Here is a 24,698-nt window from a genome sequence, read left to right as displayed (position 1 = left end):
ATCTCGCGAGCCCCAACTCCATCGGCAGCAAAGGACATTGACAACAGTGACCCGGTGAGCGAACTCTTGCAAGAGCACTTCGACTCCGTGCACGTCACAGCCCCACCGGAAGGACACGGCATGGCGAACAAGATCGAGATCCGCCCGCTGGACAAGAAGGAGACCACCGGCGAGAGCGGTGGCAACGGCGGCGCCTGACCGGACACGCACGATGGACCGCTACCCCACGGTCGCGGACGTCGCCGAGTCGGCGCGGCGGCTGGTCTCCCGGTTTCCCGGGACCTGCCGCCTGCGCCGGATCGGCACGTCCCGTGCAGGCCGTCCGATCTCGATGCTGTCCGTGGGCCACGGGCCGCGCCATGTGCTGGTGGTCGCCGGGCCGCACCCCGACGAGCCGGCCGGCGGCGCGACCGGGATCGCCCTGGCGCAACGAGTGGCACGCGGCGACCGGCTGTCCGCGGCCACCGACCCCTCCCTCGTCACCTGGGACGTCGTCCTGTGCCTCGACCCGGACGGCGCCGCGCTGAGCGAGGGACTCGCGGAGGCGACAGCCGGGGCCGCCCCGGACGGCCGCTCCGGCCCCACCCTGGAGAGCTACTACCGCACCGCCTTCCGCCCGGTCGCGGCGGAACAGCCGGAGTGGGCACCGATCGAGTCGCGGCAACTCCCGGAGAGCCAGGCGCTGTTCCGGGTGATCGACGAGCTGCGGCCGTTCCTCCAGTGCTCCCTGCACAACGTCGAGGCGGGCGGCACCTGGGTTCAGCTGACCCGCGCCCTCCCCGGACTCGCCGCCCCCTTCCAGGCGTCCGCCGCCGAGATCGGCATCCCGGTCCAGCACGGCACGTTCGACGCCCTGTACTGGGAGAACCCCAGCCCCGGGGTGCACGTCCTGCCACCGCCGGACAGCACCGACCGCCTGGCGGCCGGGTCCGCGGAGATCGGGTTGTCGACCTGGTGCGCCCCGCTGCGGTACGGCGGGGTCACGGCGATCGTCGAAGTTCCCCTGTGGGCCACCGACATGGCCGACGACCCGTCCCCGCACCCGGACGCCGCTCGCGTCCTGAGCGACCTGGCCGGACTGGTACGGGACGGGGGGCGGCAGGTGACCGCCCTCCTCGACAAGGCGCGCGGCTTCCTGCCGCCGGCCCGGGACAGCCCGCGCAGACGCGTACTGGAGTGGATGGCCGACGGGCTCTACGACCTGGTCGCCGAGTCCTGGACACCGCTCGCCCGGCAGGCGGCCGAGGCGTCCGGGGACGGCGATCCACGGCGGCTGTCGACGGCCCAGCTCTGCGCCCTGGACGTGGTGGCCCGCCGGCAACCGCTGCGCGCGGCCGGGCTCCTGCTGCGGCTGCTGGAGCAGTCGGACGACGCCGCCGCCCCCGGACTCCACCGCGAGCTGGACGAACTCTTCACCGCGTGGTGCACGGACTTCGAGCGGGCCCTGGGGCTGCGCTGGGTGCCCGTGAGCAGCCAGGTGGAACACCAGGCACGCACGGTCGTGGCGGCCGCCGAGAGCGCGCTGAGGATCGTCCGGTGAACGGGGGCGGCAGCGGTGATCAGTCCTCGATCACCGGAACGCACGGCGACAGGAACGGGTCCAGGCGCTCCTCGACGGATCCCCTGCGCATGACGCGTACCCGGAACGCGTTGTCGGCGTTCGGGATGTCACCGTCGTCCGAGCGGTCGTAGAGCAGCCCCCACGCGCCGGGGAAGCGGCGCGCGATGTACGCCACCAGCTCGTCCAACTGTCCGGCCTCGTAGCCGATGTGGTTCGTGTGGCCGGTGGCCGTGACGACGTCCAGTCCGTTGAAGACGTCGAGCACGACCTTGCAGCTGGAGGACCACTGGACCGCGTCGATCCGCGCACGCAGCTCCTCGACACCCGCCCTCAGGGACTGCGGGTCGTCGTCGTACGGGTCCTCGGAGATACCGAACCAGCCATGGAACTCGTACATGCCCTCACTCCAGCGGAGTCGTGTCGATCACCGGCTCGACGCCGTACCGGCGTCCGTATTCCTGGAGCTTATCGATCACGCCTGGCCCGGGCGGTCCGTCGAACTGGAAGTACGGCGTGCGCCCACTCTGGATCGCCGCCTCGAACGTGGCTTGCGCCTGCTTGCGGAACTTCTTGTTCAGGGTGAAGTCCGCGGGCTTCGCCTGGGCCACGTACTCGTCGCTGATCGCGTCGAACTCACGTCCGTCCGGGTCGTTCGCGAACCTCCTGCGCGGCTCTCCGCCGAGTTTCTCGGCCAGCTTGTCGGCGTCGGGGTCGGGCTTGTTGACCTCGTGGAGCTCACCGAGCCCCCCGTTGTCCTCGTACGGCGCGAGGCCCAGCGGATCGCTGAACCGGTGCGGGTTGTGCACGTACGCCGTCGGGTTGGGCGCGGGTGCGAGCCCCAGCGGGTCGGGCGTGGTGTACCGGGCGGTCTGCGGGTCGTAGTAGCGGTGATGGTTGTAGTGAAGGCCGGTCTCCGGGTCGAAGTACTGGCCGGGGAACCGCAGCGGTGTGTACGCGGACGCGTCGGCGTTCCAGGTCGTGACGCCCCACAGCGTGGTGCGGCTCTGCCAGGCGATGCGCCCGTCCTCGTCGATGAGCTCGCTCGGGGTGCCGATGAGGTCGGTCGCGATCGCGAAGAACCGCGCGTCGATCTCCCGCCGGGTGGCCGCGTCGGTGAGCCGTTCGGTCTGGGCGACAGGGGTCAGGCCCTCGTAATCCCAGCTCAGCGTGGTGTGGTGGGACAGCTCGCCGGGGATCTCCGTCGTCTGCTCCGCCAGCACGGGCCCGTCCCAGACGAAGCGCGTGCGCTCGGCCACCGCCTGGCCGTCGGCCGCCATGCGCTCCTTGGCGATGCGCCGGCCGAGCGGGTCGTACCGGTAGCGCCACAGCGTGCCGTCCGGGGTCGTGACCTCGGTGAGCCGGTCCTCGGCGTCGTACGCGTACTCCCACACGTCACGCTTCTTCGACAGCCGGGTCTTCGAGCGGCGGATCAGCCGGCCGGCGTCGTCGTACACGAAGCGGTTGGCCCCGGCCTCCGTGATCCGCGTGCCGGAGTAGGAACGCTTGCCGCGCGCGTCGCCACCGGCGTGGCGGTCCGGCCAGTCGGCGGAGACGTTGTTGCCGCCGCCGTCGTACGCGTAGGACTCGCTCCACCGGTCGGCCGTGACGGCGGTGACCCGGCCCGTCGCGTCCAGGCCGAAGCGGCGGGGACCGCGCAGGGCGTCGTCGACCGCGACGAGATTGCCGTCCTCGCGGTACGTGTACGTCCGCAGGTTCAGCCGGTGGCCGCCGCGCGCGATCTCCTGGGCGGTGAGCCGGCCCGCGGCGTCCCAGTCCGACGTCAGCGTCAGCGTCTCGCCGACGCTGCGGGTCAGCTCGCGGCCCGCGGCGTCCCGCGTGAACACGATGTCGTGGCCCGCGACGGTCAGCGCGGCGGCACGGCCCGCGCTGTCGTGCGTGTACGAGGTGGCATGGCCGCTCGGGGTGACACGCCTGGTGCGGCGTCCGGCCGCGTCGTACGAGAACGACAGCGCACGCCCGTCGACCAGTTCGGTCTTGACGTGGCCCCGGCGGTCGTACGCGTACGTCAGCTCCGCGTCGGGCCCGATGGCCCGCAGCAGCCGGCCCGCGGGGTCGTACTCGTACGTCGTCACGGCGTCGCCGGCATCCTTGCGGACCACCTGGCCGAGCGCGTCCCGCTCATAGCGGACGACCGTGCCGAGCGGGGTGGTACGGCTCAGCACCCGGCCGAGCGGATCGACGTCGTAGGCGATGGTGCGGCCGTCGAAGTCGGTCTCGGCCACGAGGTTGCCCACCGCGTCGTAGGTGTAGCTCCACCGCAGGCCCAGGGGATTGCGGACCTCGGTGAGGCGCAGCTCTGTGTCGTGCGTGAACTCGTGGCGGGTGCCGTCGGGGTCGGTGCGTGCCGTGAGCAGGTCGAAGTGGGTGTACTCGAAGGACGTGGTGCGCCCCTCGGGGTCGGTGTGGCCGAGGCAGTTGCCCTCGCCGTCGTAGGTCCACGACTCCACGGCGCCGTCCGGGCCCGTGAACAGCGCGAGCCGGCCCTCAGGGGTCCACTCGTAGCGGGCGGTGCCGCCGCTCGGTCCGGTGCGCTCGGTGATCCGGCCGAAGGCGTCCCGCACGTACGACGTCGTACCGCCGTCCGGGGCCGTCTGGGCCAGGAGAAGGCCCGCGGCGTTGTGGCGCAACAGGGTCGTGGCGCCGAGCGGGTCGGTGACCGAGGTGACGTGGCCGAGCGCGTCGTGGGTGTAGCGGGTGGTGCGCCCGGCGGGGTTGGTGACCGCGACCCGGTTGCCGCGTTCGTCGAACTCCTGCTTCCAGCGCAGCCCGCCCGGCTGGACCAGCTCGACGGGGCGGCCGTCGCTGCCGTAGGCCGCCGTCTGCACGCTGCCGTCGGGGCGGGTCGTCGAGACGAGACGGCCCTCGTCGTCCCAGCGGAACTCGGTGCGCGCGCCGAGGGGATCGGTACGGGACAGCAGCCGGTCGTCGCGGTCGTAGGCGTAGCGGACCGTCGCGCCCGTGGGCCAGGTCTCGGCGACGACCTGGAGGTGGCTGTTGACCGTGTAGCGCCAGGTGTGGCCGAGGGAGTCGGTGACCGTGGTGGTGGTCAGGCCGGTGTCGGGGTGCGGGTCGCTGTAGTGGAACTCCGAGCGCAAGTGCCCCTCGACACCCGTCTGGGACACGCACCGGTCCTCGTCGTCGTACTCGAAGCTGTAGCTGGAGCCGTTCGTGTCGGTCCAGGAGGCGATGCGGCCCTCGGCGTCGTAGGCGAACCGGGTGGGAATTCCCGAGGACTTGGTGACCTCGGTGAGATGGCCTTCCTCGCTGTATGCGTACCTGGCTATCTCGGTGCCGCCGAGGCTCAGCGAGGTGATCCGGCGGTTCTCCGTGGTGAACGTGAGGCGGTAGCCCCCCGAGTGGGTGAGCGCGAGTGGGGCACCCTCCTCGTCGTACTCGGCGATGATGGTGCGCCCGTTGCGGTCGGCGATCTCGGCGAGCGGCGCGGAACCGTTGTCCCCCGGCTCGGTGCCGGGCGGGGCGAGAAAATGCCGGACGATGCCCGTGTCCGGGTCGGTGAGCGTGTAGCTCCCGTCGGTGTGCCGCTCCAGCGGCCAGCGCGGCCCCGCCTCGGGGAGCACCGGTGCACCGGGGGCAGGGTGCGGGTACGGGACGAGCAGGTTGTCCTCTCCGTGAAAGACGACACCGATCGGGTCGACGGTCAGGCGCTGGTCGATCGTCGACGACCAGCTCTCGCCGAACCAGCGGCCGGCCCGGTACGAGGACTCGAAGTCCCGGCGGAACAGCAACGGCAGGCTGCCCGGCAGCAGCACGTCCTCCTGCGGCAGGAACATGCGGCCGGTCGCGAAGTCGACGGGCTCACGCCCGCACCGCTTGCCGTCGGGCCTGCGGACGGTCTCCCTGAGCCTGCGTGCGCGCCGCGCCCTGGCGGCCTCCGCGAGCTCTTCCGTGAGCCTCGCGCCCTTCGCGGCGGCTCCGGCGCCACCCGTCGCGGCGGTGAGGATCGCGTCCGGCACGAAGGTGCCGAGCCCTTCCGCGGGGTCCTTCATGAAATCGTCCAGCATCTGCTTGCCGGAGCCCCACGGGTCGTTGGCGACCTGGACGAGCCCGGCGGCGGTGCTGTTGAGATGGGTGACGTAGTCGGCCGGATGCGTGATGTTGTACGGGTCCATCGGGTTGAGGCCCCGGACGAAGTTCAGGATGCCCGCGGTGCCCTTGACCGCGCCCATGGTGAAGTGGGTCTTCATCAGGTCGACCTCGTCGAGCCCGTCCTTCAGCTGTTCGCTGTAGGAGGGCTTGCGCGGGGCCGCGTCCCGGGCCTTCTGCACGGCGGTGCGGGCGGTCTCGGCGGCGGAGTTCCGCTGCTTGCGCGCCTCGGCGAGGATGTCCTGCGCCTCCTTCATCTTCGCCTCACCGGGGTCGGAGAACGTGCCCGGTTTCGCCGGCAGTGAGGAGGGGTCACGCTTGTCGGCGGGGGTCGCCTTGTACTCGTGGACGGCCTTCTTGTAGTTGTCGACGTTCTTCTGGTGCGCGTCCGCGGCCTCCGCCGAGGCCTTCGTGCCTTCCTTCCACTTGTCGATCGCGAGCTGCGCCTGGCCCTGCGCCCAGGTCACCGTGTCCGCGAACGACTCCAGCGCCTTCGCCGCTCCCTCGAACGCGTCCGCGCCCTTGTACCACTTGGGCGGCTCCAGGTTCACCGTTTTGCGGAACGCGTCCGCCGCCTGACCCTGCAGGGAGTCCGAGTCGAGCCCTTCGAGACCGAGCCCGACGTCGTTGAACGATTCCGTGAAGTCGCGCAGGTGGGACGCGGTGGAGCGCAGCTTGCTCGGCGAGCCGTAGACGAGCTTGGTCTTGTCCTCGGTCTGCCCGAGGTCCATCTCGTCGACCTCGGCGCCCATCCGGTTCGCCAGTGAACGCGACTTCTCGCGCACCCAGTCCGCACCGGACTTCCAGCCGACGTCGTCGAGCCGGTCCGCCGTCCAGTCACCGGCGTCCTCGACCCGGTTGCCGACCCACTCGACGCCGTCCTCGACAACGTCCTCGACGACATCCGGCGTGATGTCACTGACGAAATCCCCGATGCCCATACGTCAGTTACCCCCGCCGTTGTTCTGCTGCTGCTCCTGCTGCCGGGCGCGTTCCTCCGGCGACGGGCCGAAGGTGTCGTCGACGGCCTTGTCGAACTGATCCTGGTCGACGCCGAGGAGGTCGTTGAGCATCCGCGCCCGCTCGCCGCCCTGCCCCTCGGTGAGCACCGCCCGCCCGGTGTCCTTCCAGGTCTGGGTGATCTCGTCACCGGCGTGGTCCCACGACTTCGCGCTCCAGTCCGGGTGGAACGCGTCCGGTGTGAACACGTCGCCCCAGCCCTGCTTGGCGATGTCCTCCTCGGAGGCGTACGGGCTGCCACCGGCGATCGAGTTGACGCCGTACTTCAGCGCGCTCTCGACGTACTGGTCCTCCTCCCACAGCACACCCGCGGACAGGCCGAGCTTCGCCGCGATGGTGTTGGCGTCCTGGATCAGCGCCCGTACGCCCCACTCCCACCGTTCGCAGAAGTCCTCGAAGTCCACGGACAGGCCGTGGTGCCCGGCTTCCATGCCGGTCATCGCCAGTTCGGAGAAGCCCTTGCCGAGCACCGCTCCGGTGCCCGTACCGATCTCCTTCAGCTCACCGACCGCGTTGCGCAGGCCCTGGGTGAGCCGCTGAACGGTGTAGGCGTCGACACTGAGATCTTTCGCCCCGTCGCCCATCAGGCGGCACCCCCTGCGGTCTTGTCGGTCCCGTGGGTCGCGTCGGTCCCGCCGACGAGCCTGCCCGGCGCGTCGACGGCGGCTTCCTCCGGAACGATGCCCATGGCGGGCGGGAAGAACATGGACCCGTCGGGGTCCGCGACGTCGACGGCGACGCCCGCGGGCTCACCCATCGCCGGAATGATCTCGTCGAGCAGCCGGGCGCCGAGCAGCTCGGCGAACTCCCAGGGCCGCGCGCTGTCCTGGGAGCGCCCGGGCTCCCGCGCCCGCGCCTGCGCGAAACGGGCGAGGGCCTCCTCGCCGGTGAACGCGAACACCCAGCGCACACCGCCGAAATGTCCCGTCCACAGCCCGCGCCGGTCCAGCGGTACGAGCACCAGGGCCCGCCTCAGCTCCCCGAGGAGCGCACGCGGATCGCCCGTCCCGGCTCGCCGCTCAGCGATCCGCTCGGCGAGCTCTGCCCCATGACGCACTTCATTACCCCCGACATCGACGATGACGCGCCTTCACACGAAATCACGTCCCGGCCCCACCCGACGGTTCCCGGCCACTGCCCCTACTCTTCCAGGCCGGAGGAGGGGCTACGCGGGAGGCACCTTCGGCAGCGGCTCCTTGCGGCGAGGGGAGGGTGACGTCACGAGGCGGCGCGGGCCGTGGTCGCTGATCACAGCAGGCCGGTCGAGGTCCCTCCACCGTGCACGACACCCGATCCCGGCCGATGCGGCGTCCGAACAGCCGGCACAGGTCCGGCACGGCATGGACGAAGGGGCCGGCCCCGCAGGAGCCGGCCCCTTCTGACCTGGGTGTCTGCCGCGTCAGCGAGGTGGCGTACGGCAGGAACGGCGGTCGCCCCGTTGGCGATCTCGTGGCCCGGGTCTCGCCGAGTCACTACGGTTGAGCCATGACCGCACTGCCCGACTGGATGCGCCCGCCGCGCGCGGAAGGCTGGTTCGCGGAGGACCTGGACCGCCTCCCCGAGGCACCTCGCCACACCGAGCTGATCGACGGAGCCCTCGTCTTCATGCTGTCGCCGCAGAGGTGGTGGCACGGCCACCTCGTCACCGTGCTCACCGTCGCCCTCATGGAGCAGGCACCCGCCGATGTCCGCGTCGGCCGAGAGATGACGATCAAGCTCGATCAGCGGAACCGGCCGGAGCCGGATCTGTTGGTGACGACCGCCGGCTACGACGGCGACCGAACCTGGTTCGCCCCGGAGGAAGTGCGATTGATCATCGAGGTCGTGTCCCCCGAATCCGCCCACCGCGACCGCACTGTCAAGCTCCGCAAGTACGCGGAGGCCGGAATCCCGCACTACTGGTGCATCGAGGAAGAGGACGGGGCTCCCGTCGTCCACGTCTACGAGCTTGACGAGCCCACCCACACCTACGCGCCCGCCGGTATCTTCCGGGGCACTCTGCGGCGCCCGGTGCCGTTCGAGATCAGCCTGGACCTGGACAAGCTCACACCGCCACGGAACAGCTGAAGAGTCGCCGCCAAGCAGCCACAGAAGTGCGGAAGGGGTCGGACTCACCGGAGTCCGACCCCTTCCTGATTGTGTACACATGGGACACTCGGTACGCTTGGGCGCATGACGCAGCCACTGCCCATAGAGTCCATCCGCGACGTGCGCGCGCACCTGGCGGAGGTGGTGGAGCGCGCGGACCGCGACGACGTGCCCACGGTGATCACGCGCCGAGGCAAGCAGGTTGCCGCGGTCGTCTCCATCGAGGTGCTGCGCAAGTACCAGGAATGGGAAGAGCGCGAGATCAACAGGATCATCGATGAGCGCATGGCCAACCCGGCCCCCGGCATCCCCATCGAGGACATCATGAGGGAGACGCTGGCGCGCGGTGAGTGAGTACCGAACCGTCTTCCGCCCTGAGGCGCAGGCCGAGCTTCGGAAGATCCCTCGCGACACAGCGTTGCGCATCCTGGCCAAGCTGACCGAGCTGGAGACCGACCCTCTCGGCTTCAACACCACCGCACTCGTGTCCCAGCCCGAGCGACGCCGTCTGCGTGTCGGCGACTACCGCGTCGTCTACACGATCGACAACGGAGAGCTGGTGGTCTGGGTCGTTCATGTGGGGCACCGGTCATCCGTCTACGAGAGCTGATTACCGCTGACTCCACGTCAGGACATCCAGCGCCCATCCAGCACGGTGACGACGAAGGGGGCGGCCTCGCCAGAGCCACATTGAAGCGGAATATCCGGCGGCTGATCCTGACCTGCGGCGGAGCTCAGCGCAGGACCCTGACCTGGGAATCCTCGTTGGCATACGTTGGCTCCCGACGGCCGTTTTCCTGCGGACTGGCTGCGGACCGACCGGGCGGGCGGAGACCGAGACATCCATGGCGCACCGGCGGGACCGGCAAGGAGACTGCCCAGGTGAGCGACCGCTACCCCTGCCCATGCTGCGGGCACAGCGTGCTGGGCGAGCTGCTCGGCTCGTACGAGATCTGCCCCGTCTGCCTCTGGGAGGACGACAGGGTCCTGTTCCGCTGGCCGACCAGGGGCGGCGGCGTGAACAAGGTGTACTTGATCGAGGCCCAGCGGAACTACCAGGACTTCGGCGCCTGCGACGAGCACGCCCACCGGTTCGTCCGCCCGCCGGCCGAAGACGAGCCGCTCGACCCCGCCTGGCGCTCCATCGATCTAACCCGGGACTCCTTCGAGGACTGGGCAGCCGAGGACAGCGCCCCGTGGCCCGACGACAGCTCGGTTCTCTGCTGGTGGCTCCCCACTTTCTGGCGCCGGGACCACTCCGCGTCATGACCTCCCACATCGAGACACTCGTCCAGCAGCTCGACGGCAAGGCCGACGAGTCCTACGACGCCCGCGCGGAGCTGATCTGGATCGGCGCCGACGCCATACCCGCCGTCATCAACGGCCTGCCTTCCCTCGGCGGCTTCGGCCAGCTGACCGCCGTCGAGGTCTTCGAGGAGTTGGGCGATCCCCGTTGCGGCCCCGCTCTCATCAGCCTGCTGGACAGCGACAATCCGACCGTCCGCGAATGGGCGGCCATGGCCCTGGCGAGCTTGGAAATCGACGGCGCCATCGAGCCCCTGCGCCACGCCTATCGCGCCTGCCTGGAACGGGCGACCCCACCGGACTGGACCGAGTCTGTCGGCATCCGCTGGGCCCTGACCGAACTCGGCGCACGCACCCCCGTCATCCCGTCGCTCACCGCGCGCCTACGACCAACCACTGCGGACAACGCACCCGGCTGGCCTTCAGCCCACTTCACCGAGATCATCAACGACCTGGCCGACCACGGCCAGGTGATCCTCTACTCCCAGTTCTGGCGAGTGGACGCCGGCGGCACATACGGCGTCCCCGGCCCCGCCCTGGTCTGGGAACTCGACTGGACCGCGCCCTGGGAGCACCTGGTCGAAGAGTCCCGCACCTGGTCCCTGCTGGAAGCCTCCGAATCCCCCGTCGGCGACAACATCTTCGTCGCCCTCACCTGGATCGACCGGACCGACCTGCACCCGGAGAGGTGACCGATGCCGTCCCAGCACCCCGAGGAAGTCGGCTACGGCCATGTGGTCGAGAGCTACGTGACGAGGATGTACGGCGGCCTCCCGCGCTATCTCGTACTGAATGGCGGGCGGTTCCTGGGCCCCCGGTGGTGGCACACCACACGCTTTACCCGGCACCTGATCGCTGACGCCGCCGCGATCAACGACGAGGAACTGGAAGCCCTCCTCGGGTACGAATGGCGCTCGCGTCTCACCGCCGGCTGGCTGATCGGCGTCGACCGCCGCGAACGGTTCCGAGCGCGCCTCGGCGACCTGCTCCTGGCCAGCGAGGTCTGCTATTCCGGCGGCGCCTACTGCTTCGCCCTGGCCCGCTTCGGCACACACGCCGACGCTGAGATCCTCACCGCCTACCTCGACCGCTACCTCCCCCGCACCGACCTCCACTACGACCAGTCCGCCGCCCTGGGTGCACTCCTCCGCCTCGACGCCCTCCTCGGTACCCGCCACGCCGACCGTTTCACGGAGCCCGACGGCCTCTGGGACGAGTGGGTCAAGGGCGTGGGACGCCTCGGCTACCCCAGCCACACCCCCGCCGAGCTTCGCCGCTGGACGGACCTCCAATGCGACTTCGCCAACGGTTGGACCCGGACGTAGCCGCAGCTGCCTGACTGCCGCTCCATGAAGTCGGCGCACGCCATGTACCGGCCGCAAGGGCGGCACATGATGAGGTAGCCGGTGAGCTGCAGTACGACATCCTCAAATGGGCCACCGCAAGATGAGTTCGTGGACCGGTTGATGGCAAGCGAGCACCAATACCGCTGGAGTACGAGCAAATCGACGGCTCGCTCATCGAAGCCAAGTGGTGGCAGGAGGCGATCCAGCCCACCACCTCCACTACGCCAGCCTGCTGATCAAGCACGGCGAGTCCGTGAAGACGGTCTCCGAGCGCCTCGGCCGCACCAACGCGGCCATGACGCTGAACGTCTACACCCACCTGTGGCCCGACTCCGAAGAACGGACCCGGGCCGCCGTCGACAAGGCGTACGCGGACCAGTCCGCCGATGCCCAGCTACAGGTCGACAAAGCGGCGTAGCCGCTCCCCCGCGCGCTGACCGAAGTCAGCACGCTGCGGACTCTGCGCGGACCACAAAGGCCGCCCAACCCACTCCATCGCAGGTCAGACGGCCTTCCGCAAGATCGACTAGACGTTGAAGCGGAACTCCACCACGTCGCCGTCCTGCATGACGTAGTCCTTGCCCTCCATGCGGGCCTTGCCCTTGGCGCGGGCCTCGGCCACCGAGCCGGTCTCGACCAGGTCGCCGAAGGAGATGACCTCGGCCTTGATGAAGCCCTTCTGGAAGTCGGTGTGGATCACACCGGCCGCCTCGGGGGCCGTGGCGCCCTTCTTGATCGTCCAGGCGCGGGACTCCTTGGGGCCGGCCGTCAGGTACGTCTGCAGGCCCAGGGTGTTGAAGCCGACGCGGGCCAGGGTGGCGAGTCCGGGCTCCTCGGCGCCCACCGACTCCAGGAGCTCCAGGGCGTCCTCCTCGTCCAGCTCGGCGAGGTCCTGCTCCAGCTTGGCGTTGAGGAAGATCGCCTCGGCGGGGGCGACCAGGGCGCGCTGCTCGTTCTTGAAGTCCTCGTCGACCAGTTCGTCCTCGTCGACGTTGAAGACGTAGAGGAAGGGCTTGGTGGTGAGCAGGTGCAGGTCGTGCAGCAGCTCGTTGCGCTCGGTGCCCTGCACGATGCCGTGCGCGAAGAGCGTGTCGCCCTTCTCCAGGATCTCCTTGGCCTCCTCGACGGCCTTGACCTTCGGCGCGATGTCCTTCTTGATCCGCGACTCCTTCTGGAGGCGGGGCAGGACCTTCTCGATGGTCTGGAGGTCGGCGAGGATCAGCTCGGTGTTGATCGTCTCGATGTCGTCCTTCGGCGAGACCTTGCCGTCGACGTGCACGACGTTCTCGTCCTTGAAGGCACGGATGACCTGGCAGATCGCGTCGGACTCGCGGATGTTGGCGAGGAACTTGTTGCCCAGGCCCTCGCCCTCGGAGGCGCCGCGCACGATGCCGGCGATGTCGACGAAGTCGACCGTGGCCGGGAGGATGCGCTCCGACTTGAAGATCGACGCCAGCTTGGCGAGGCGGCCGTCGGGCACGCCCACCACGCCGACGTTCGGCTCGATCGTGGCGAACGGGTAGTTGGCCGCCAGCACGTCGTTCTTGGTCAGGGCGTTGAACAGGGTCGACTTGCCGACATTGGGCAGGCCGACGATTCCGATCGTGAGCGACACGTTGCGACTTCCCGTAATTGAGTGGGCCAGGGGCTGCCAGGGGCCAGAGACCGACACTGGCCGATCCCCCAGTTTACGGCGTCCCGCGCCGCCGCCTCACGAGAGCGTCGAACGGGCGGCCAAGCTCCGTCCACCGGCGTGTCCCGGGGCCGATTCTGCACATAAACAGACCTAGGTTGGTCCCTGTGGAGCAACACAGCACGCGACCCCCGAACGACGGACCGCGACGCGGCACCCCGCCGCAGACCCCGCTGCCACCGCAGGCACGGCGCCGGCCGGGCGCCGGCCGCGGGGCCGCCGGCGGGCGCGGGCCCGTGCCGCGTGCCGGACGGTCCGCGCGGCAGGCACGGGGCTCCGGGCCCGCGCGGGAGGGGCTGTCCGGTCCGGCGGGCCGGCGGCTTCCGAACCCCCGGCTGACCGGGCTCGGCAGCGGGCTGTTCTGCGTCATGGCGATGTTCCTGCTCGGCTGCCTGGACCAGCTGCTGTTCGGGGCGTCCCTGACGGTGTACGGCGTGCTGTTCCTGCCGGTGTGCGTGCTGACCGCGCTGTGGGTGCGGGTCGGGGACGTGCTGACCGCGCCCGTGGTCCTGCCGATCGCGTTCGCCGTGGGACTGCTGCCGGTCGCCGAGAGCGGCGGGGGGCTGCTCGGCCGCCTGATGGGGCTGGTCACCGGGCTCGCCACCCAGGCCGGGTGGCTGTACGGGGGGACCCTCGCCGCCGGAGCGCTCGTGCTCGCCCGCCGGGTGCTGTGGGTGCGGACCCGCCGCCGGCACGGCTGAGACCGGGCCGAGGCACCCGGCGCGGCTGAGGCGGGGCGGGGGCGTCCGGCGCGGCTGAGGCGGGGCGGGGACGTCCGGCGCGGCTGGGGCCGGGCTGGGGAGCGGGGCGCGAACGGGGCGGCGGCGAGGCCGGGCCCCGGCGCGTCCGGTGGGCGGGCTCTAGGCGTGCTGGGCCGCTCTCATCGCCGCGCCCACGATTCCCGCGTCGTTCTGCAGCTGCGCGGGGACGACCTCGGCCCTGACGTCCTGGATGAGATGCAGGAACTTGTCCGCCTTGCGGCTGACCCCGCCGCCGACGATGAACAGCTCCGGCGAGAACAGCATCTCCACGTGTGCCAGATAACGCTGGACACGGCGTGCCCACCGCTCCCAGCTGAGGTCGTGGTCCTCCTTGGCCTTGCTGGAGGCCCGCTTCTCCGCGTCGTGGCCGTTCAGCTCCAGGTGGCCCAGCTCGGTGTTCGGGACCAGGGCGCCGTCCACGAAGACGGCGCTGCCGATGCCCGTGCCGAAGGTGAGCAGGATGACCGTCCCCCGGCGCCCGCGGCCGGCGCCGAACTCCATCTCGGCGACGCCCGCCGCATCCGCGTCGTTGACCACGGTCACCGGCAGGCCGCCGAGCCTGCCGCTGAACAACGCGCGCGCGTCGGTGTCGATCCAGCTCCTGTCCACGTTCGCGGCCGTACGGACCGTGGCGCCGCCGGTGACCACTCCGGGGAAGGTCAGGCCGACCGGCCCGGTCCAGCCGAAGTGGTCCACCACCTGCTTGACCCCGTCGGCGACGCCGTCCGGCGTCGCCGGGTGCGGGGTGAGCACCTTGCAGCGCTCCTGGGCCAGGTCGCCCCGGTCGAGATCCACAGGGGCGCCCTTGATCCCGGATCCGCCGATGTCCACGCCGAAGATCTGCATGGCTCCACGTTACGACGGACCACTGACGGTCACGCCTCGGAGGTGCCGCTCCCGCCGCGCTCGGCGACCAGGGTGGCCGCCTCCTCGCGCAGGTCGCGGCGGAGCTCCTTGGGCAGCGAGAAGGTGATGGACTCCTCGGCCGCCCGGACGAGCTCCACGTCCGCGTAGCCGCGCTCGGCGAGCCACTCCAGGACCTGCTCGACCAGCACCTCGGGCACGGAGGCCCCGGAGGTCACCCCGACGGTCGTCACACCCTCCATCCAGGCCTCGTCGATCTCGTCGGCGAAGTCCACCAGGTAGGCGTCGCGGGCACCGGCCAGCTTGGCCACCTCGACCAGCCGCTTGGAGTTGGAGGAGTTGCGCGAGCCGACGACGATGACCAGCTCGGCCTCGGCGCCCATCTGCTTCACGGCGAGCTGGCGGTTCTGCGTGGCGTAGCAGATGTCGTCGCTGGGCGGGGAGACGAGTCCGGGGAACTTCGTCTTCAGGGCGTCGACGGTCTCCATGGTCTCGTCGACGGACAGGGTGGTCTGGGAGAGCCAGACGACCTTCGAGGGGTCGCGGACCTCGACCTTGGCGACGTCCTCGGGGCCGTCGACGAGCTGGATGTGCTCGGGGGCCTCGCCGGAGGTGCCGATGACCTCCTCGTGCCCTTCGTGGCCGATCAGGAGGATGTCGTAGTCCTCGCCCGCGTACCGGACGGCTTCCTTGTGGACCTTGGTGACCAGGGGGCAGGTGGCGTCGATGGTGGCGAGGCGGCCCTGCCTGGCCTCCTCGTGCACGACCGGGGCGACGCCGTGCGCGGAGAACATCACGATGTTGCCCGGCGGCACCTCCTCGGTCCGCTCGACGAAGATGGCGCCCTTCTTCTCCAGGGTCTGCACGACGTACTTGTTGTGGACGATCTCGTGCCGGACGTAGATCGGGGCCCCGTACTGCTCCAGGGCTTTCTCGACGGCGATCACGGCGCGGTCCACACCGGCGCAGTAGCCCCGGGGGGCGGCGAGCAGGACACGGCGGCCAGACGAAGCGGTCATGCGTCCCATCGTAAGGCCGCGTTCGGCGGCCCTGAGATCGCGTGCCCTCGGCCCCGCGGGGAAGACTGGGGCGTATGCCCGACACCGGAACGACAGCTTCCAGGGCCGGCGCTGACCACGGGCTGCGGCGCAGCCTGGGCTTCGCGGATCTGGTGGTGTACGGGCTGCTGTTCATCGCCCCGATGGCGCCGGTCGGGGTGTTCGGCACGCTGGACGCCAGGTCGCGCGGCGCGGTGGCGCTGGTGTACGTGGTGGCGACGGTCGCCATGGGATTCACCGCGTTCAGTTACGCGCAGATGGTGCGGGTCGTGCCGCGGGCGGGCTCGGTGTTCGCCTACGCGCGCGCGGGGCTCGGCGAGGGGGCCGGGTTCGTCGCGGGGTGGATGGCGGTGCTGGACTACGTGCTCATCCCCGCGGTGGCCTACCTCTTCTCCGGGATCGCGATGAACGCGCTGGTCCCCGGGGTGTCCCGGTGGCTGTGGACGGCGCTGGCGGTGGTGCTCACGACCCTGCTGAACCTGTGGGGCGTACGGACCGCCGCGCGCGTGGGCCTTGTCGTCCTGGCCCTGGAGATCCTGGTCCTGCTGGTGTTCGTGGTCTCGGCCGGTGTGGTGCTGGCGCGGCACGGGGCGGAGCGGGGGCTGCTGTCGCCGCTGACCGGGGACGGCACGCAGGGCGGGTTCGCGCTGTCCGCGGTGATCGGCGCGGTGTCGGTGGCGGTCCTCTCCTACCTGGGCTTCGACGCGATCGCGACGTTCGCCGAGGAGGTGACCGGGGGCTCGGCGAAGGTGGCGCGGGCGCTGCTGTTCTGCCTGGCGCTGGCCGGGGTGCTGTTCGTGGCGCAGACCTATCTGGCTGCGCTGCTGGAGCCGGTGCCGTCCGCGCGGCTCGCCGCGGATCCCGTGCGCCAGGGGTCGGCCTTCTACGACGTGGTGGACGCCTCCGTCGGCGCCTGGCTGCACGACCTGGTGGCCGCGAGCAAGGCGATCGGGGCGGCGTTCGCGGCGCTGGCCGGGCAGGCGGCGGCCGGGCGGCTGCTGTTCGCCATGGGCCGGGAGCGGCGGCTGCCACCCGCGCTGTCCCGCACGGACGCCGGTGTGCCGCGGGTCGCGCTGCTGTGCGCGGCCGGCGTCACGCTCGCGGCGGCGGGGTGGGCGGCGCGCCGGGACGACGGTCTCGACCAGCTGGTCTCGGTGGTCGACATCGGCGCGCTGTGCGCGTTCACGCTGCTGCACGCGAGCGTGGTGGGGTATTTCGTGGTGCGGCGGGCCCGGGGGCCGGTGAGCTGGTGGCGGCACGCGCTGGTGCCGGTTCTCGGGGCGGCGATCACGCTGTCCGTCATCACGGAGGCGACCGGAACCGCCCAGCTGCTGGGCGCGGTGTGGCTCCTCATCGGCTTGCTGGTGCTGACGGCCCAACGCCGACGCGAGCCACCGAACACCGCCCCCTGACCGCCCCCGAAGCGGCGCGGGGAACCGCACGCCCGGCCCCGCACCACCCGCGCCCGGCAACGCACCCGCCTCCCCCACGGCGCGGAACCGCACTGTCGGCCCCGGCCGTTAGGCTCGCCGCATGGCTGTCAACACGTCCCCGGAATCCGCCCTGCCCGTGGGCGAGGTGTCGCGGCTCATCGGCGGCTGGATCGACCGGCTCGGCGCGGTGTGGGTGGAAGGGCAGATCACCCAGTTGTCCCGCCGCCCGGGAGCCGGCGTCGTGTTCCTCACCCTGCGCGACCCGTCCTACGACATCTCCGTCAGCGTCACCTGCTACCGCCAGGTGTTCGACGCGGTCGCGGACGTCGTCGGGGAGGGCGCCCGGGTCGTCGTCCTGGCGAAGCCGGAGTGGTACGCGCCCCGGGGCCAGCTGTCCCTGCGCGCCGCCGAGATCAGGCCCGTCGGCGTCGGTGAGCTGCTGGCCCGCCTCGAACAGCTGAAGAAGACGCTCGCGGCCGAGGGCCTGTTCGCGCCGGACCGCAAGAAACCGCTCCCGTTCCTGCCGCAGCTGATCGGGCTGGTGTGCGGCCGGGCGTCCGCCGCGGAGCGGGACGTGCTGGAGAACGCCCGGCACCGCTGGCCCGCCGTCCGCTTCGAGGTGCGCAACGTCCCGGTGCAGGGCGTGCACGCCGTCCCCCAGGTCGTGCAGGCCGTCAAGGAACTCGACGCGCTCGACGACGTGGATGTGATCATCGTGGCGCGCGGCGGCGGCAGCGTCGAGGACCTGCTGCCCTTCTCCGACGAGCAGCTGGTGCGGGCCGTGGCCGAGTGCCGTACGCCCGTCGTGTCCGCGATCGGGCACGAGCCGGACAACCCGCTGCTGGACCACGTCGCCGATCTGCGCGCCTCCACGCCGACGGACGCCGCCAAGAAGGTCGTCCCGGACGTCGGCGAGGAGCTGGAGCGGGTGCGGATGCTGCGGGACCGGGCGCGGCGCTGCGCGGCCGCGTTCGTGGACCGGGAGGAGCGGGGGCTGGCGCATGCGCTGGCCCGGCCCTCGATGGAGGATCCGCACCGGATGATCGACGAGCGCGCCGATCACGTGGCCTCGCTGCTCGATCGCGGCCGGCGGACCCTTGGGCATCTGCTGGACCGCGCGGACTCGGAGCTGACGCACACGCACGCGCGCGTGGTGGCTCTCTCCCCCGCAGCGACGCTCCGGCGCGGTTACGCGGTGCTGCAACGGGCGGACGGGCACGTGGTGCGCGATCCGGCCGAGGTGACGGCGGGCGAGGCGCTGCGGGCCCGCGTCGCCGACGGTGAATTCACAGTGAAGGTGGACGAATGACGAGCAAGGTGGACGAGGCGCTCTCGTACGAGCAGGCGCGGGACGAGCTGATCGAGGTCGTACGGCGGCTGGAGGCGGGCGGTACGACGCTGGAGGAGTCCCTGGCGCTGTGGGAGCGCGGCGAGGAGCTGGCCAAGGTGTGCCGGCGCTGGCTGGAGGGGGCGCGGGCCCGGCTGGACGCGGCGCTGGCCGAGGAGGAGGCGGGCGAAACGGCCGAGGGGAGCCGCGGCTAGGGGCTTCCGCCCGGATCACGCCGGGGCGCCGGGCTGTGAAGCGGATCACCACGCCCCGGTTTTAGTTGAAGCTTAAACCTAAGCTGCCGTAGGGTCGTACCGTCAGCCGGTCCGGGCTCCCCGGACCGGACGCGCACCCGAGGAAGTCACGTATGTCTCTCGTTCTTGACCCCGCTGCCCAGGACCTGCTGTTCCGCGAGGCCCGTACCGCGAACACCTTCACCGACGAGCCGGTGACCGAGGAGCAGGTCCAGGCGATCTACGACCTGGTCAAGTACGGCCCCACCGCCTTCAACCAGACCCCCCTGCGCATCACCCTGGTCCGCTCCGCCGAGGCCCGCGAGCGCCTGGTCCAGCACATGGCCGAGGGCAACCAGCCCAAGACCGCCTCCGCCCCGCTGGTCGCGATCCTCTCCGCGGACAACGAGTTCCACGAGGAGCTGCCGGCGCTGTTCCCGGCCTTCCCGCAGGCCAAGGACGTCTTCTTCGCCGAGCGCCCGGCTCGTGAGGGCTCCGCCACCCTGAACGCCGCGCTGCAGGCCGCCTACTTCATCGTCGGCGTCCGCGCCGCCGGCCTGGCCGCCGGCCCGATGACCGGCTTCGACTTCGAGGGCGTCCGCAAGGAGTTCCTGGACGACGACCACACCCCGCTGATGGTCGTCAACATCGGCCGCCCGGGCCCGGACGCCTGGTACCCGCGCTCGCCGCGACTGGCCTACGAGGACGTCGTCACGACCGTCTGACGGTCCGCACGGCCCGTACGCACGGAAGAGGCCCCCGGCACACCGCCGGGGGCCTCTTCCGCATGCCGTGCGCGGCTCACCCCATCTTCAGCGCCGCCGCCATCGTCGTCAGCTCCCCGAAGGAACCGGTGCCGGCCACCACCGTCGTGGAGCCGGGAGTGTCCTGCAGGACGAGGGCGTCGTACCGGCCGCCCGTGTAGTGGGTCCAGGTACGGCCGTCGATCCGCTCGGTCCGCTTCGTCGCCGACCCGCCCTGGCTGGCCTGGTCGATGAAGTCGGCACGCTTCTGCCGGGACTGCTCGACCTGCACGTACTGGCCGTCCGGGGTCTCGAAGCCGAGGTGCCAGCGATCGGAGTCCGCGCCCTGGAAACGGACGGAGGTGGCCTTCCAGGCCTCCGGCAGCCCCTCGGGCGCGGCGACCGGGTAGCTCGCCGCCCGGCGGGCCGTGAGCAGCTCGACCCGGTAGTCGACCCGCTTGACGTCGGGAGCGTGGTTGTCGTGCGGGATCGCCAGGAAGTACACGACCAACGCCGCGATACCGATCACGCCCAGGGAGAGGACCATGCTCCGGGCCGACTTCTGCTTACCGTTCGAACCTGCCACACCCCTATCGTCGCAGGTGCCCCAGGCGCTCATCCGTGGGGTCCCCTGCTCATTTTGTCTGCCTAACGATAGAGTCGGGGCCAAGCCCCTCATCCGGCCGTCGTCGTATCAGTCAGAAAGGTGCGCTCCGATGACCGAAAACCATCACCTGCCGTCCGAGCTCGATGTTCCCTCCGAGGCTCCCGACCGCAACCTCGCCCTGGAACTGGTCCGGGTGACCGAAGCCGCCGCGATGGCCGCCGGCCGCTGGGTGGGGCGCGGTGACAAGAACGGCGCCGACGGCGCCGCTGTGCGCGCCATGCGGTCCCTCGTCTCCACCGTGTCGATGAACGGCGTCGTCGTCATCGGTGAGGGCGAGAAGGACGAGGCCCCGATGCTGTTCAACGGGGAGCAGGTGGGTGACGGCACCGGCCCCGAGGTCGACATCGCGGTCGACCCGATCGACGGCACCACGCTGACGGCCAAGGGCATGCCCAACGCGATCGCCGTCCTCGCCGCCGCCGAGCGCGGCGCGATGTTCGACCCGTCCGCCGTGTTCTACATGGACAAGCTGGTCACCGGCCCCGAGGCCGCGGACTTCGTCGACATCGACGCGCCTGTGGCCGTGAACATCAGACGGATCGCCAAGGCCAAGAAGGCCATGCCGGAGGACGTCACCGTCGTCATCCTCGACCGGCCGCGGCACGAGGGGCTGATCCGGGAGGTCCGGGAGGCGGGCGCGCGCATCAAGCTGATCTCCGACGGCGACGTCGCCGGGTCGGTGTACGCGCTGCGCGAGGGCACTGGCGTCGACCTGCTGCTCGGCATCGGCGGCACCCCCGAGGGCATCATCTCGGCCTGTGCCGTGAAGTGCCTGGGCGGCACCATCCAGGGCAAGCTGTGGCCCAAGGACGACGAGGAGCGCCAGCGGGCGATCGACGCCGGGCACGACCTGGACCGGGTGCTCACGACGGACGACCTGGTGTCCGGGGAGAACGTGTTCTTCGTCGCGACCGGGATCACCGACGGCGAGCTGCTGCGCGGCGTCCGCTACCGGTCGGAGACCGCGCTGACCGAGTCGATCGTGATGCGGTCGAAGTCGGGAACGGTGCGCAGGATCGACTCCGAGCACCGGCTGAGCAAGCTGCGGGCCTACAGCGCGATCGACTTCGAGCGGGCCAAGTAGCACTCGCCGACAAGGGGGCGGGCCATCCCGGCCGAGCCGGGCAGCACGCCCCCGACGAGGGCGGGGCCGGCACGGCTGGTGTGAGTCGGCAAGGCTGGTGCGGGTGGGCGCGTGAGTGCGGGTCGTCCGCGGTTTCCCGCGCCTTCCGTGGCAGAGGCGCGCACCGAACACGGCTCGCCCTTCAGGACGCGGAAGGCGCCCCCCGTGCGGAGGGGGCGCCTGCTGACGGTCTCAGCCCGCCATGCGGTTCGCTGTCGCCCCGGCCGCCTTCTTCAGCTCCATCTCCCGGCGGCGGCGCCGCGCCAGGACCACCCGGCGTTCGGCCGCCGTGAGGCCGCCCCAGACGCCGTAGGGCTCGGGCTGGAGGAGGGCGTGTTCACGGCACTCGACCATGACCGGACAGCGGGAGCAGACCCGCTTGGCCGCCTCCTCGCGTGACAGCCGGGCGGCGGTCGGCTCCTTCGACGGGGCGAAGAACAGGCCGGCCTCGTCGCGCCGGCACACCGCCTCGGTGTGCCAGGGAGCGTCTTGGTCCCTGTCCCGCGCTGGCACCCGCTGGGCCGGAACGGCGGCTACCTGCAGGGACGAATGCGGCGGTTGCAGCACGGTCTACTCCTGACGACGGCTTCGCGAGCGAGAGACGATGCAGCAAGGCCTACCCGCTGTGCGCGCGCCTATGCACAGAGTTCCCAACCGCGGGCGCGCGACTCCTCGTTCGCGCCCCCACGCCTCCGCCGCCACAGGACCGGACCGTTCCGGATCCGCGCGAACCGGCGGACCCGCGGACCGGCGAACCCGTGGACCCGCGGACCGGCGGACCGGCGGACCGGCGGACCGGCGGACCGGCGGCCGTCAACGGTCGAGGTGCTTGCGCAGCTTCCGGTCGACCTTGTCCTGGACGCGCTCCAGGATGTCCGCCACGACCTTGCCCCGCCTCGGCCGCGCCTCGACGTTGCCGAGGACGGCCCAGCCGTCGACGTAGACGACCGGCGCGTCGGAGTCCACCGAGTCCAGCGGGCTCACCTCGAAGTTGCCGAGCACACCGCCGCCGGTGCCGCGCAGCGAGATGTTCTCCGGGACGCGGATCTGGACGTCACCGAAGACCGAGACCGCCTTGATCACCACCTGCTGGTACTCGAAGATCGCCTCGCTGAGATCGATCTCCACGCTGCCGAAGACCGCGTACGCGTGCAGCCGGCGCCCGGCGCGCCAGCGGCCCCGGCGCATGGCGCTGCTGAACACCGCGACCACGTTGGCGTCGGGCTGCGCCGGGATCGCACCCGGCTCGGGGCGGGGCGGGACGGGCGTGTAGGCGGGGCCCGCGGGGCGCTGGTGGGCCGCCGGCAGGTCCCGGATGAAGACCTCCAGCTCCCCCACCGTCTTGGCGTTCAGCACCCCTTCCACGCGCTCGGCGTGCTCGTCGGCGGTCAGCCGGCCCTCGGCCAGGGCCTCGCGGAGGATGTCGGCGACCCGGTCACGGTCGGCGTCCGAGGCCCGGAGGTCGCCCGCGGGTGGGGGTGCGGTCTGCTTCTGAAGGTCCACGACAGCAGCCTACCGAAACACGATAGATCGCGACACCCCTGACTGAGCCTTACCTCACAGCCTCGCCGTCGGCGACAGGTTCTACGCTGGTGAGGCCCGCCAGCGTCGGCGGGCCGCCGTCCGTCAGAGTGAGGAATGGGCTGAGATGCCGAGTAGTTCCCCCCCGCCCCGCCCAGCGTTCGCGTACACCGATCTGCTCCCCCAGGGAGAGGACACCACCCCCTACCGGCTGGTGACGTCGGAGGGCGTCTCCACCGTGGAGGGACCCGACGGGCGGACGTTCCTCAAGGTGGAGCCGGAGGCGCTGCGCAAGCTGGCCGAGGAGGCCATCCACGACATCCAGCACTACCTGCGCCCGGCCCACCTGGCGCAGCTGCGCCGGATCATCGACGACCCGGAGGCGTCGGGCAACGACAAGTTCGTCGCGCTCGACCTGCTGAAGAACGCGAACATCGCGGCGGCGGGCGTGCTGCCCATGTGCCAGGACACCGGCACGGCGATCGTCATGGGCAAGCGCGGGCAGAACGTCCTCACCGAGGGCGAGGACGCCAAGCACCTCTCGCACGGCATCTACGACGCCTACACCAAGCTCAACCTGCGCTACTCGCAGATGGCTCCGCTCACCATGTGGGAGGAGAAGAACACCGGCTCCAACCTGCCGGCCCAGATCGAGCTGTACGCCACCGACGGCGGCGCCTACAAGTTCCTCTTCATGGCCAAGGGCGGCGGCTCGGCCAACAAGTCCTTCCTGTACCAGGAGACGAAGGCCGTCCTGAACGAGGCCTCCATGATGAAGTTCCTGGAGCAGAAGATCCGCTCGCTCGGCACGGCCGCCTGCCCGCCGTACCACCTGGCGATCGTGGTCGGCGGCACCTCCGCCGAGTACGCGCTGAAGACCGCGAAGTACGCCTCCGCGCACTACCTGGACGACGCGCCGACCGAGGGCTCGCCGCTCGGCCACGGCTTCCGGGACAAGGACCTGGAGGAGAAGGTCTTCGAGCTGACGCAGAAGATCGGCATCGGCGCGCAGTTCGGCGGCAAGTACTTCTGCCACGACGTCCGCGTGATCCGGCTGCCGCGGCACGGCGCGTCCTGCCCGGTCGCCATCGCCGTCTCCTGCTCCGCCGACCGCCAGGCCGTCGCGAAGATCACCGCCGAGGGCGTCTTCCTGGAGCAGCTGGAGAAGGACCCGGCGCGCTTCCTGCCGGAGACGACCGACGAGCACCTCGACGAGGCCGGCGACGTCGTGAAGATCGACCTCAACCAGCCGATGGACACGATCCTCGCCGAGCTGACCAAGTACCCGGTGAAGACCCGGCTGTCCCTGACCGGCCCGCTGGTCGTGGCCCGCGACATCGCGCACGCCAAGATCAAGGAGCGGCTGGACGCGGGCGAGGAGATGCCGCAGTACCTGAAGGACCACCCGGTGTACTACGCCGGGCCGGCGAAGACCCCCGAGGGCTACGCCTCCGGCTCCTTCGGCCCGACGACGGCCGGCCGCATGGACTCCTACGTGGAGCAGTTCCAGGCCGCGGGCGGCTCCAAGGTGATGCTCGCCAAGGGCAACCGCAGCAAGCAGGTCACCGACGCGTGCGGCACGCACGGCGGTTTCTACCTCGGCTCCATCGGCGGCCCGGCCGCCCGCCTCGCCCAGGACTGCATCAAGAAGGTCGAGGTCGTGGAGTACGAGGAGCTGGGCATGGAGGCGGTCTGGAAGATCGAGGTCGAGGACTTCCCGGCGTTCGTCGTAGTGGACGACAAGGGCAACGACTTCTTCCAGGATCCGGCCCCGCAGCCCACGTTCACGTCGATTCCGGTGCGGGGGCCCGGCCTCGGCTGACCCGGTCA

At 70.9% G+C, this 24,698-nt stretch carries 26 protein-coding genes; 16 read left to right on the top strand and 10 right to left on the bottom strand.

Going from position 1 to position 24,698, the window contains the following annotated elements:
- The first annotated feature begins 54 nt into the window (after nt 1-54).
- Both FHS34_RS22545 and FHS34_RS22540 read left to right on the top strand, forming a co-directional pair.
- Entirely contained in the window at nt 55-198 is a 144-nt protein-coding gene (locus FHS34_RS22545; RefSeq protein WP_184968950.1) for a hypothetical protein, read from the top strand.
- 13 nt (nt 199-211) lie between these two features.
- Complete coding sequence (locus FHS34_RS22540; protein WP_184968256.1) at nt 212-1,540, top strand: M14 family zinc carboxypeptidase; 1,329 nt, start codon at nt 212-214, stop codon at nt 1,538-1,540.
- Nucleotides 1,541-1,559: 19 nt separating this feature from the next.
- Here the strand turns inward: FHS34_RS22540 and FHS34_RS22535 are convergent, their stop codons facing one another.
- From FHS34_RS22535 to FHS34_RS22520, 4 genes are read right to left on the bottom strand one after another with little or no spacing between them, the layout of a single operon-like run.
- On the bottom strand, nt 1,560-1,958 hold the full coding sequence (locus FHS34_RS22535) for an Imm7 family immunity protein (protein ID WP_184968254.1): 399 nt from the start codon (nt 1,956-1,958) through the stop codon (nt 1,560-1,562).
- A 4-nt stretch (nt 1,959-1,962) separates the two neighbouring features.
- Nucleotides 1,963-6,627, bottom strand: a complete 4,665-nt coding sequence (locus tag FHS34_RS22530) for a putative T7SS-secreted protein (protein WP_184968251.1) — start codon at nt 6,625-6,627, stop codon at nt 1,963-1,965.
- 3 nt (nt 6,628-6,630) lie between these two features.
- Nucleotides 6,631-7,293 (bottom strand): hypothetical protein, encoded by a 663-nt coding sequence (locus FHS34_RS22525; RefSeq protein WP_184968904.1) that lies wholly within the window; start codon nt 7,291-7,293, stop codon nt 6,631-6,633.
- On the bottom strand, nt 7,290-7,763 hold the full coding sequence (locus tag FHS34_RS22520; RefSeq protein WP_184968249.1) for a hypothetical protein: 474 nt from the start codon (nt 7,761-7,763) through the stop codon (nt 7,290-7,292). The genes FHS34_RS22525 and FHS34_RS22520 overlap by 4 nt, the downstream gene beginning before the upstream one ends.
- A 428-nt stretch (nt 7,764-8,191) precedes the next feature.
- On the opposite strand from FHS34_RS22520, the gene FHS34_RS22515 reads away from it, so the two are divergent.
- From FHS34_RS22515 to FHS34_RS22485, 7 genes are all read left to right on the top strand, one after another.
- Complete coding sequence (locus FHS34_RS22515; protein WP_184968247.1) at nt 8,192-8,773, top strand: Uma2 family endonuclease; 582 nt, start codon at nt 8,192-8,194, stop codon at nt 8,771-8,773.
- Between the two features lie 105 nt (nt 8,774-8,878).
- Complete coding sequence (locus FHS34_RS22510) at nt 8,879-9,148, top strand: type II toxin-antitoxin system Phd/YefM family antitoxin (RefSeq protein ID WP_030744248.1); 270 nt, start codon at nt 8,879-8,881, stop codon at nt 9,146-9,148.
- On the top strand, nt 9,141-9,404 hold the full coding sequence (locus FHS34_RS22505; RefSeq protein ID WP_184968245.1) for a type II toxin-antitoxin system RelE family toxin: 264 nt from the start codon (nt 9,141-9,143) through the stop codon (nt 9,402-9,404). The genes FHS34_RS22510 and FHS34_RS22505 overlap by 8 nt, the downstream gene beginning before the upstream one ends.
- 272 nt (nt 9,405-9,676) lie before the next feature.
- Entirely contained in the window at nt 9,677-10,063 is a 387-nt protein-coding gene (locus tag FHS34_RS22500; RefSeq protein WP_184968243.1) for a CPCC family cysteine-rich protein, read from the top strand.
- Complete coding sequence (locus FHS34_RS22495) at nt 10,060-10,791, top strand: HEAT repeat domain-containing protein (RefSeq protein WP_184968241.1); 732 nt, start codon at nt 10,060-10,062, stop codon at nt 10,789-10,791. Before FHS34_RS22500 ends, FHS34_RS22495 begins: the two co-directional genes overlap by 4 nt.
- Nucleotides 10,792-10,794: 3 nt before the next feature.
- A complete protein-coding gene (locus FHS34_RS22490; RefSeq protein ID WP_184968239.1) occupies nt 10,795-11,424 on the top strand; it encodes a DUF6000 family protein in 630 nt (209 codons plus the stop codon).
- 205 nt (nt 11,425-11,629) lie between these two features.
- A complete protein-coding gene (locus FHS34_RS22485; RefSeq protein ID WP_225817561.1) occupies nt 11,630-11,863 on the top strand; it encodes a site-specific integrase in 234 nt (77 codons plus the stop codon).
- Nucleotides 11,864-11,971: 108 nt separating this feature from the next.
- Here the strand turns inward: FHS34_RS22485 and ychF are convergent, their stop codons facing one another.
- On the bottom strand, nt 11,972-13,060 hold the full coding sequence (ychF, locus tag FHS34_RS22480) for a redox-regulated ATPase YchF (RefSeq protein ID WP_184968237.1): 1,089 nt from the start codon (nt 13,058-13,060) through the stop codon (nt 11,972-11,974).
- Between the two features lie 314 nt (nt 13,061-13,374).
- Here ychF and FHS34_RS22475 point away from each other — a divergent pair, with 314 nt between their 5' ends.
- On the top strand, nt 13,375-13,839 hold the full coding sequence (locus FHS34_RS22475; RefSeq protein WP_372478590.1) for a DUF6542 domain-containing protein: 465 nt from the start codon (nt 13,375-13,377) through the stop codon (nt 13,837-13,839).
- Nucleotides 13,840-13,998: 159 nt separating this feature from the next.
- Here FHS34_RS22475 and ppgK read toward each other — a convergent pair whose 3' ends face one another.
- The gene (gene ppgK, locus FHS34_RS22470) at nt 13,999-14,745 is read right to left on the bottom strand and encodes a polyphosphate--glucose phosphotransferase (protein WP_184968233.1); all 747 of its coding nucleotides are present in this window, start codon (nt 14,743-14,745) and stop codon (nt 13,999-14,001) included.
- A 29-nt stretch (nt 14,746-14,774) separates the two neighbouring features.
- Complete coding sequence (locus FHS34_RS22465) at nt 14,775-15,791, bottom strand: 4-hydroxy-3-methylbut-2-enyl diphosphate reductase (protein ID WP_184968231.1); 1,017 nt, start codon at nt 15,789-15,791, stop codon at nt 14,775-14,777.
- Nucleotides 15,792-15,856: 65 nt separating this feature from the next.
- Here FHS34_RS22465 and FHS34_RS22460 point away from each other — a divergent pair, with 65 nt between their 5' ends.
- The 4 genes from FHS34_RS22460 to FHS34_RS22445 all read left to right on the top strand — a co-directional run bounded on the left by FHS34_RS22460 (nt 15,857) and on the right by FHS34_RS22445 (nt 19,539).
- Entirely contained in the window at nt 15,857-17,233 is a 1,377-nt protein-coding gene (locus tag FHS34_RS22460) for an APC family permease (RefSeq protein WP_184968229.1), read from the top strand.
- Between the two features lie 121 nt (nt 17,234-17,354).
- A complete protein-coding gene (gene xseA / locus FHS34_RS22455; RefSeq protein ID WP_184968227.1) occupies nt 17,355-18,563 on the top strand; it encodes an exodeoxyribonuclease VII large subunit in 1,209 nt (402 codons plus the stop codon).
- On the top strand, nt 18,560-18,796 hold the full coding sequence (locus FHS34_RS22450; RefSeq protein WP_184968225.1) for an exodeoxyribonuclease VII small subunit: 237 nt from the start codon (nt 18,560-18,562) through the stop codon (nt 18,794-18,796). The genes xseA and FHS34_RS22450 overlap by 4 nt, the downstream gene beginning before the upstream one ends.
- Nucleotides 18,797-18,948: 152 nt before the next feature.
- On the top strand, nt 18,949-19,539 hold the full coding sequence (locus tag FHS34_RS22445; protein WP_184968223.1) for a malonic semialdehyde reductase: 591 nt from the start codon (nt 18,949-18,951) through the stop codon (nt 19,537-19,539).
- Nucleotides 19,540-19,615: 76 nt separating this feature from the next.
- Here the strand turns inward: FHS34_RS22445 and FHS34_RS22440 are convergent, their stop codons facing one another.
- Nucleotides 19,616-20,143 carry a DUF4245 domain-containing protein gene (locus tag FHS34_RS22440; RefSeq protein ID WP_184968221.1) on the bottom strand — a complete coding sequence of 176 codons (528 nt, stop codon included), beginning with the start codon at nt 20,141-20,143 and terminating at the stop codon, nt 19,616-19,618.
- 130 nt (nt 20,144-20,273) lie between these two features.
- On the opposite strand from FHS34_RS22440, the gene glpX reads away from it, so the two are divergent.
- On the top strand, nt 20,274-21,308 hold the full coding sequence (gene glpX, locus FHS34_RS22435; RefSeq protein WP_184968219.1) for a class II fructose-bisphosphatase: 1,035 nt from the start codon (nt 20,274-20,276) through the stop codon (nt 21,306-21,308).
- A 231-nt stretch (nt 21,309-21,539) separates the two neighbouring features.
- Here glpX and FHS34_RS22430 read toward each other — a convergent pair whose 3' ends face one another.
- Both FHS34_RS22430 and FHS34_RS22425 read right to left on the bottom strand, forming a co-directional pair.
- A complete protein-coding gene (locus tag FHS34_RS22430; RefSeq protein ID WP_184968217.1) occupies nt 21,540-21,914 on the bottom strand; it encodes a WhiB family transcriptional regulator in 375 nt (124 codons plus the stop codon).
- A gap of 246 nt (nt 21,915-22,160) precedes the next feature.
- On the bottom strand, nt 22,161-22,850 hold the full coding sequence (locus FHS34_RS22425) for a DUF1707 SHOCT-like domain-containing protein (protein WP_184968215.1): 690 nt from the start codon (nt 22,848-22,850) through the stop codon (nt 22,161-22,163).
- 145 nt (nt 22,851-22,995) lie between these two features.
- On the opposite strand from FHS34_RS22425, the gene FHS34_RS22420 reads away from it, so the two are divergent.
- Nucleotides 22,996-24,690 (top strand): fumarate hydratase, encoded by a 1,695-nt coding sequence (locus tag FHS34_RS22420; RefSeq protein WP_184968213.1) that lies wholly within the window; start codon nt 22,996-22,998, stop codon nt 24,688-24,690.
- Nucleotides 24,691-24,698 lie beyond the last annotated feature (8 nt).

Source organism: Streptomyces echinatus (assembly GCF_014203595.1).
Lineage (GTDB): Bacteria > Actinomycetota > Actinomycetes > Streptomycetales > Streptomycetaceae > Streptomyces > Streptomyces echinatus.
Note: the sequence above shows the minus strand (reverse complement) of the source record. Positions and strands in the feature narration are given on the sequence as shown.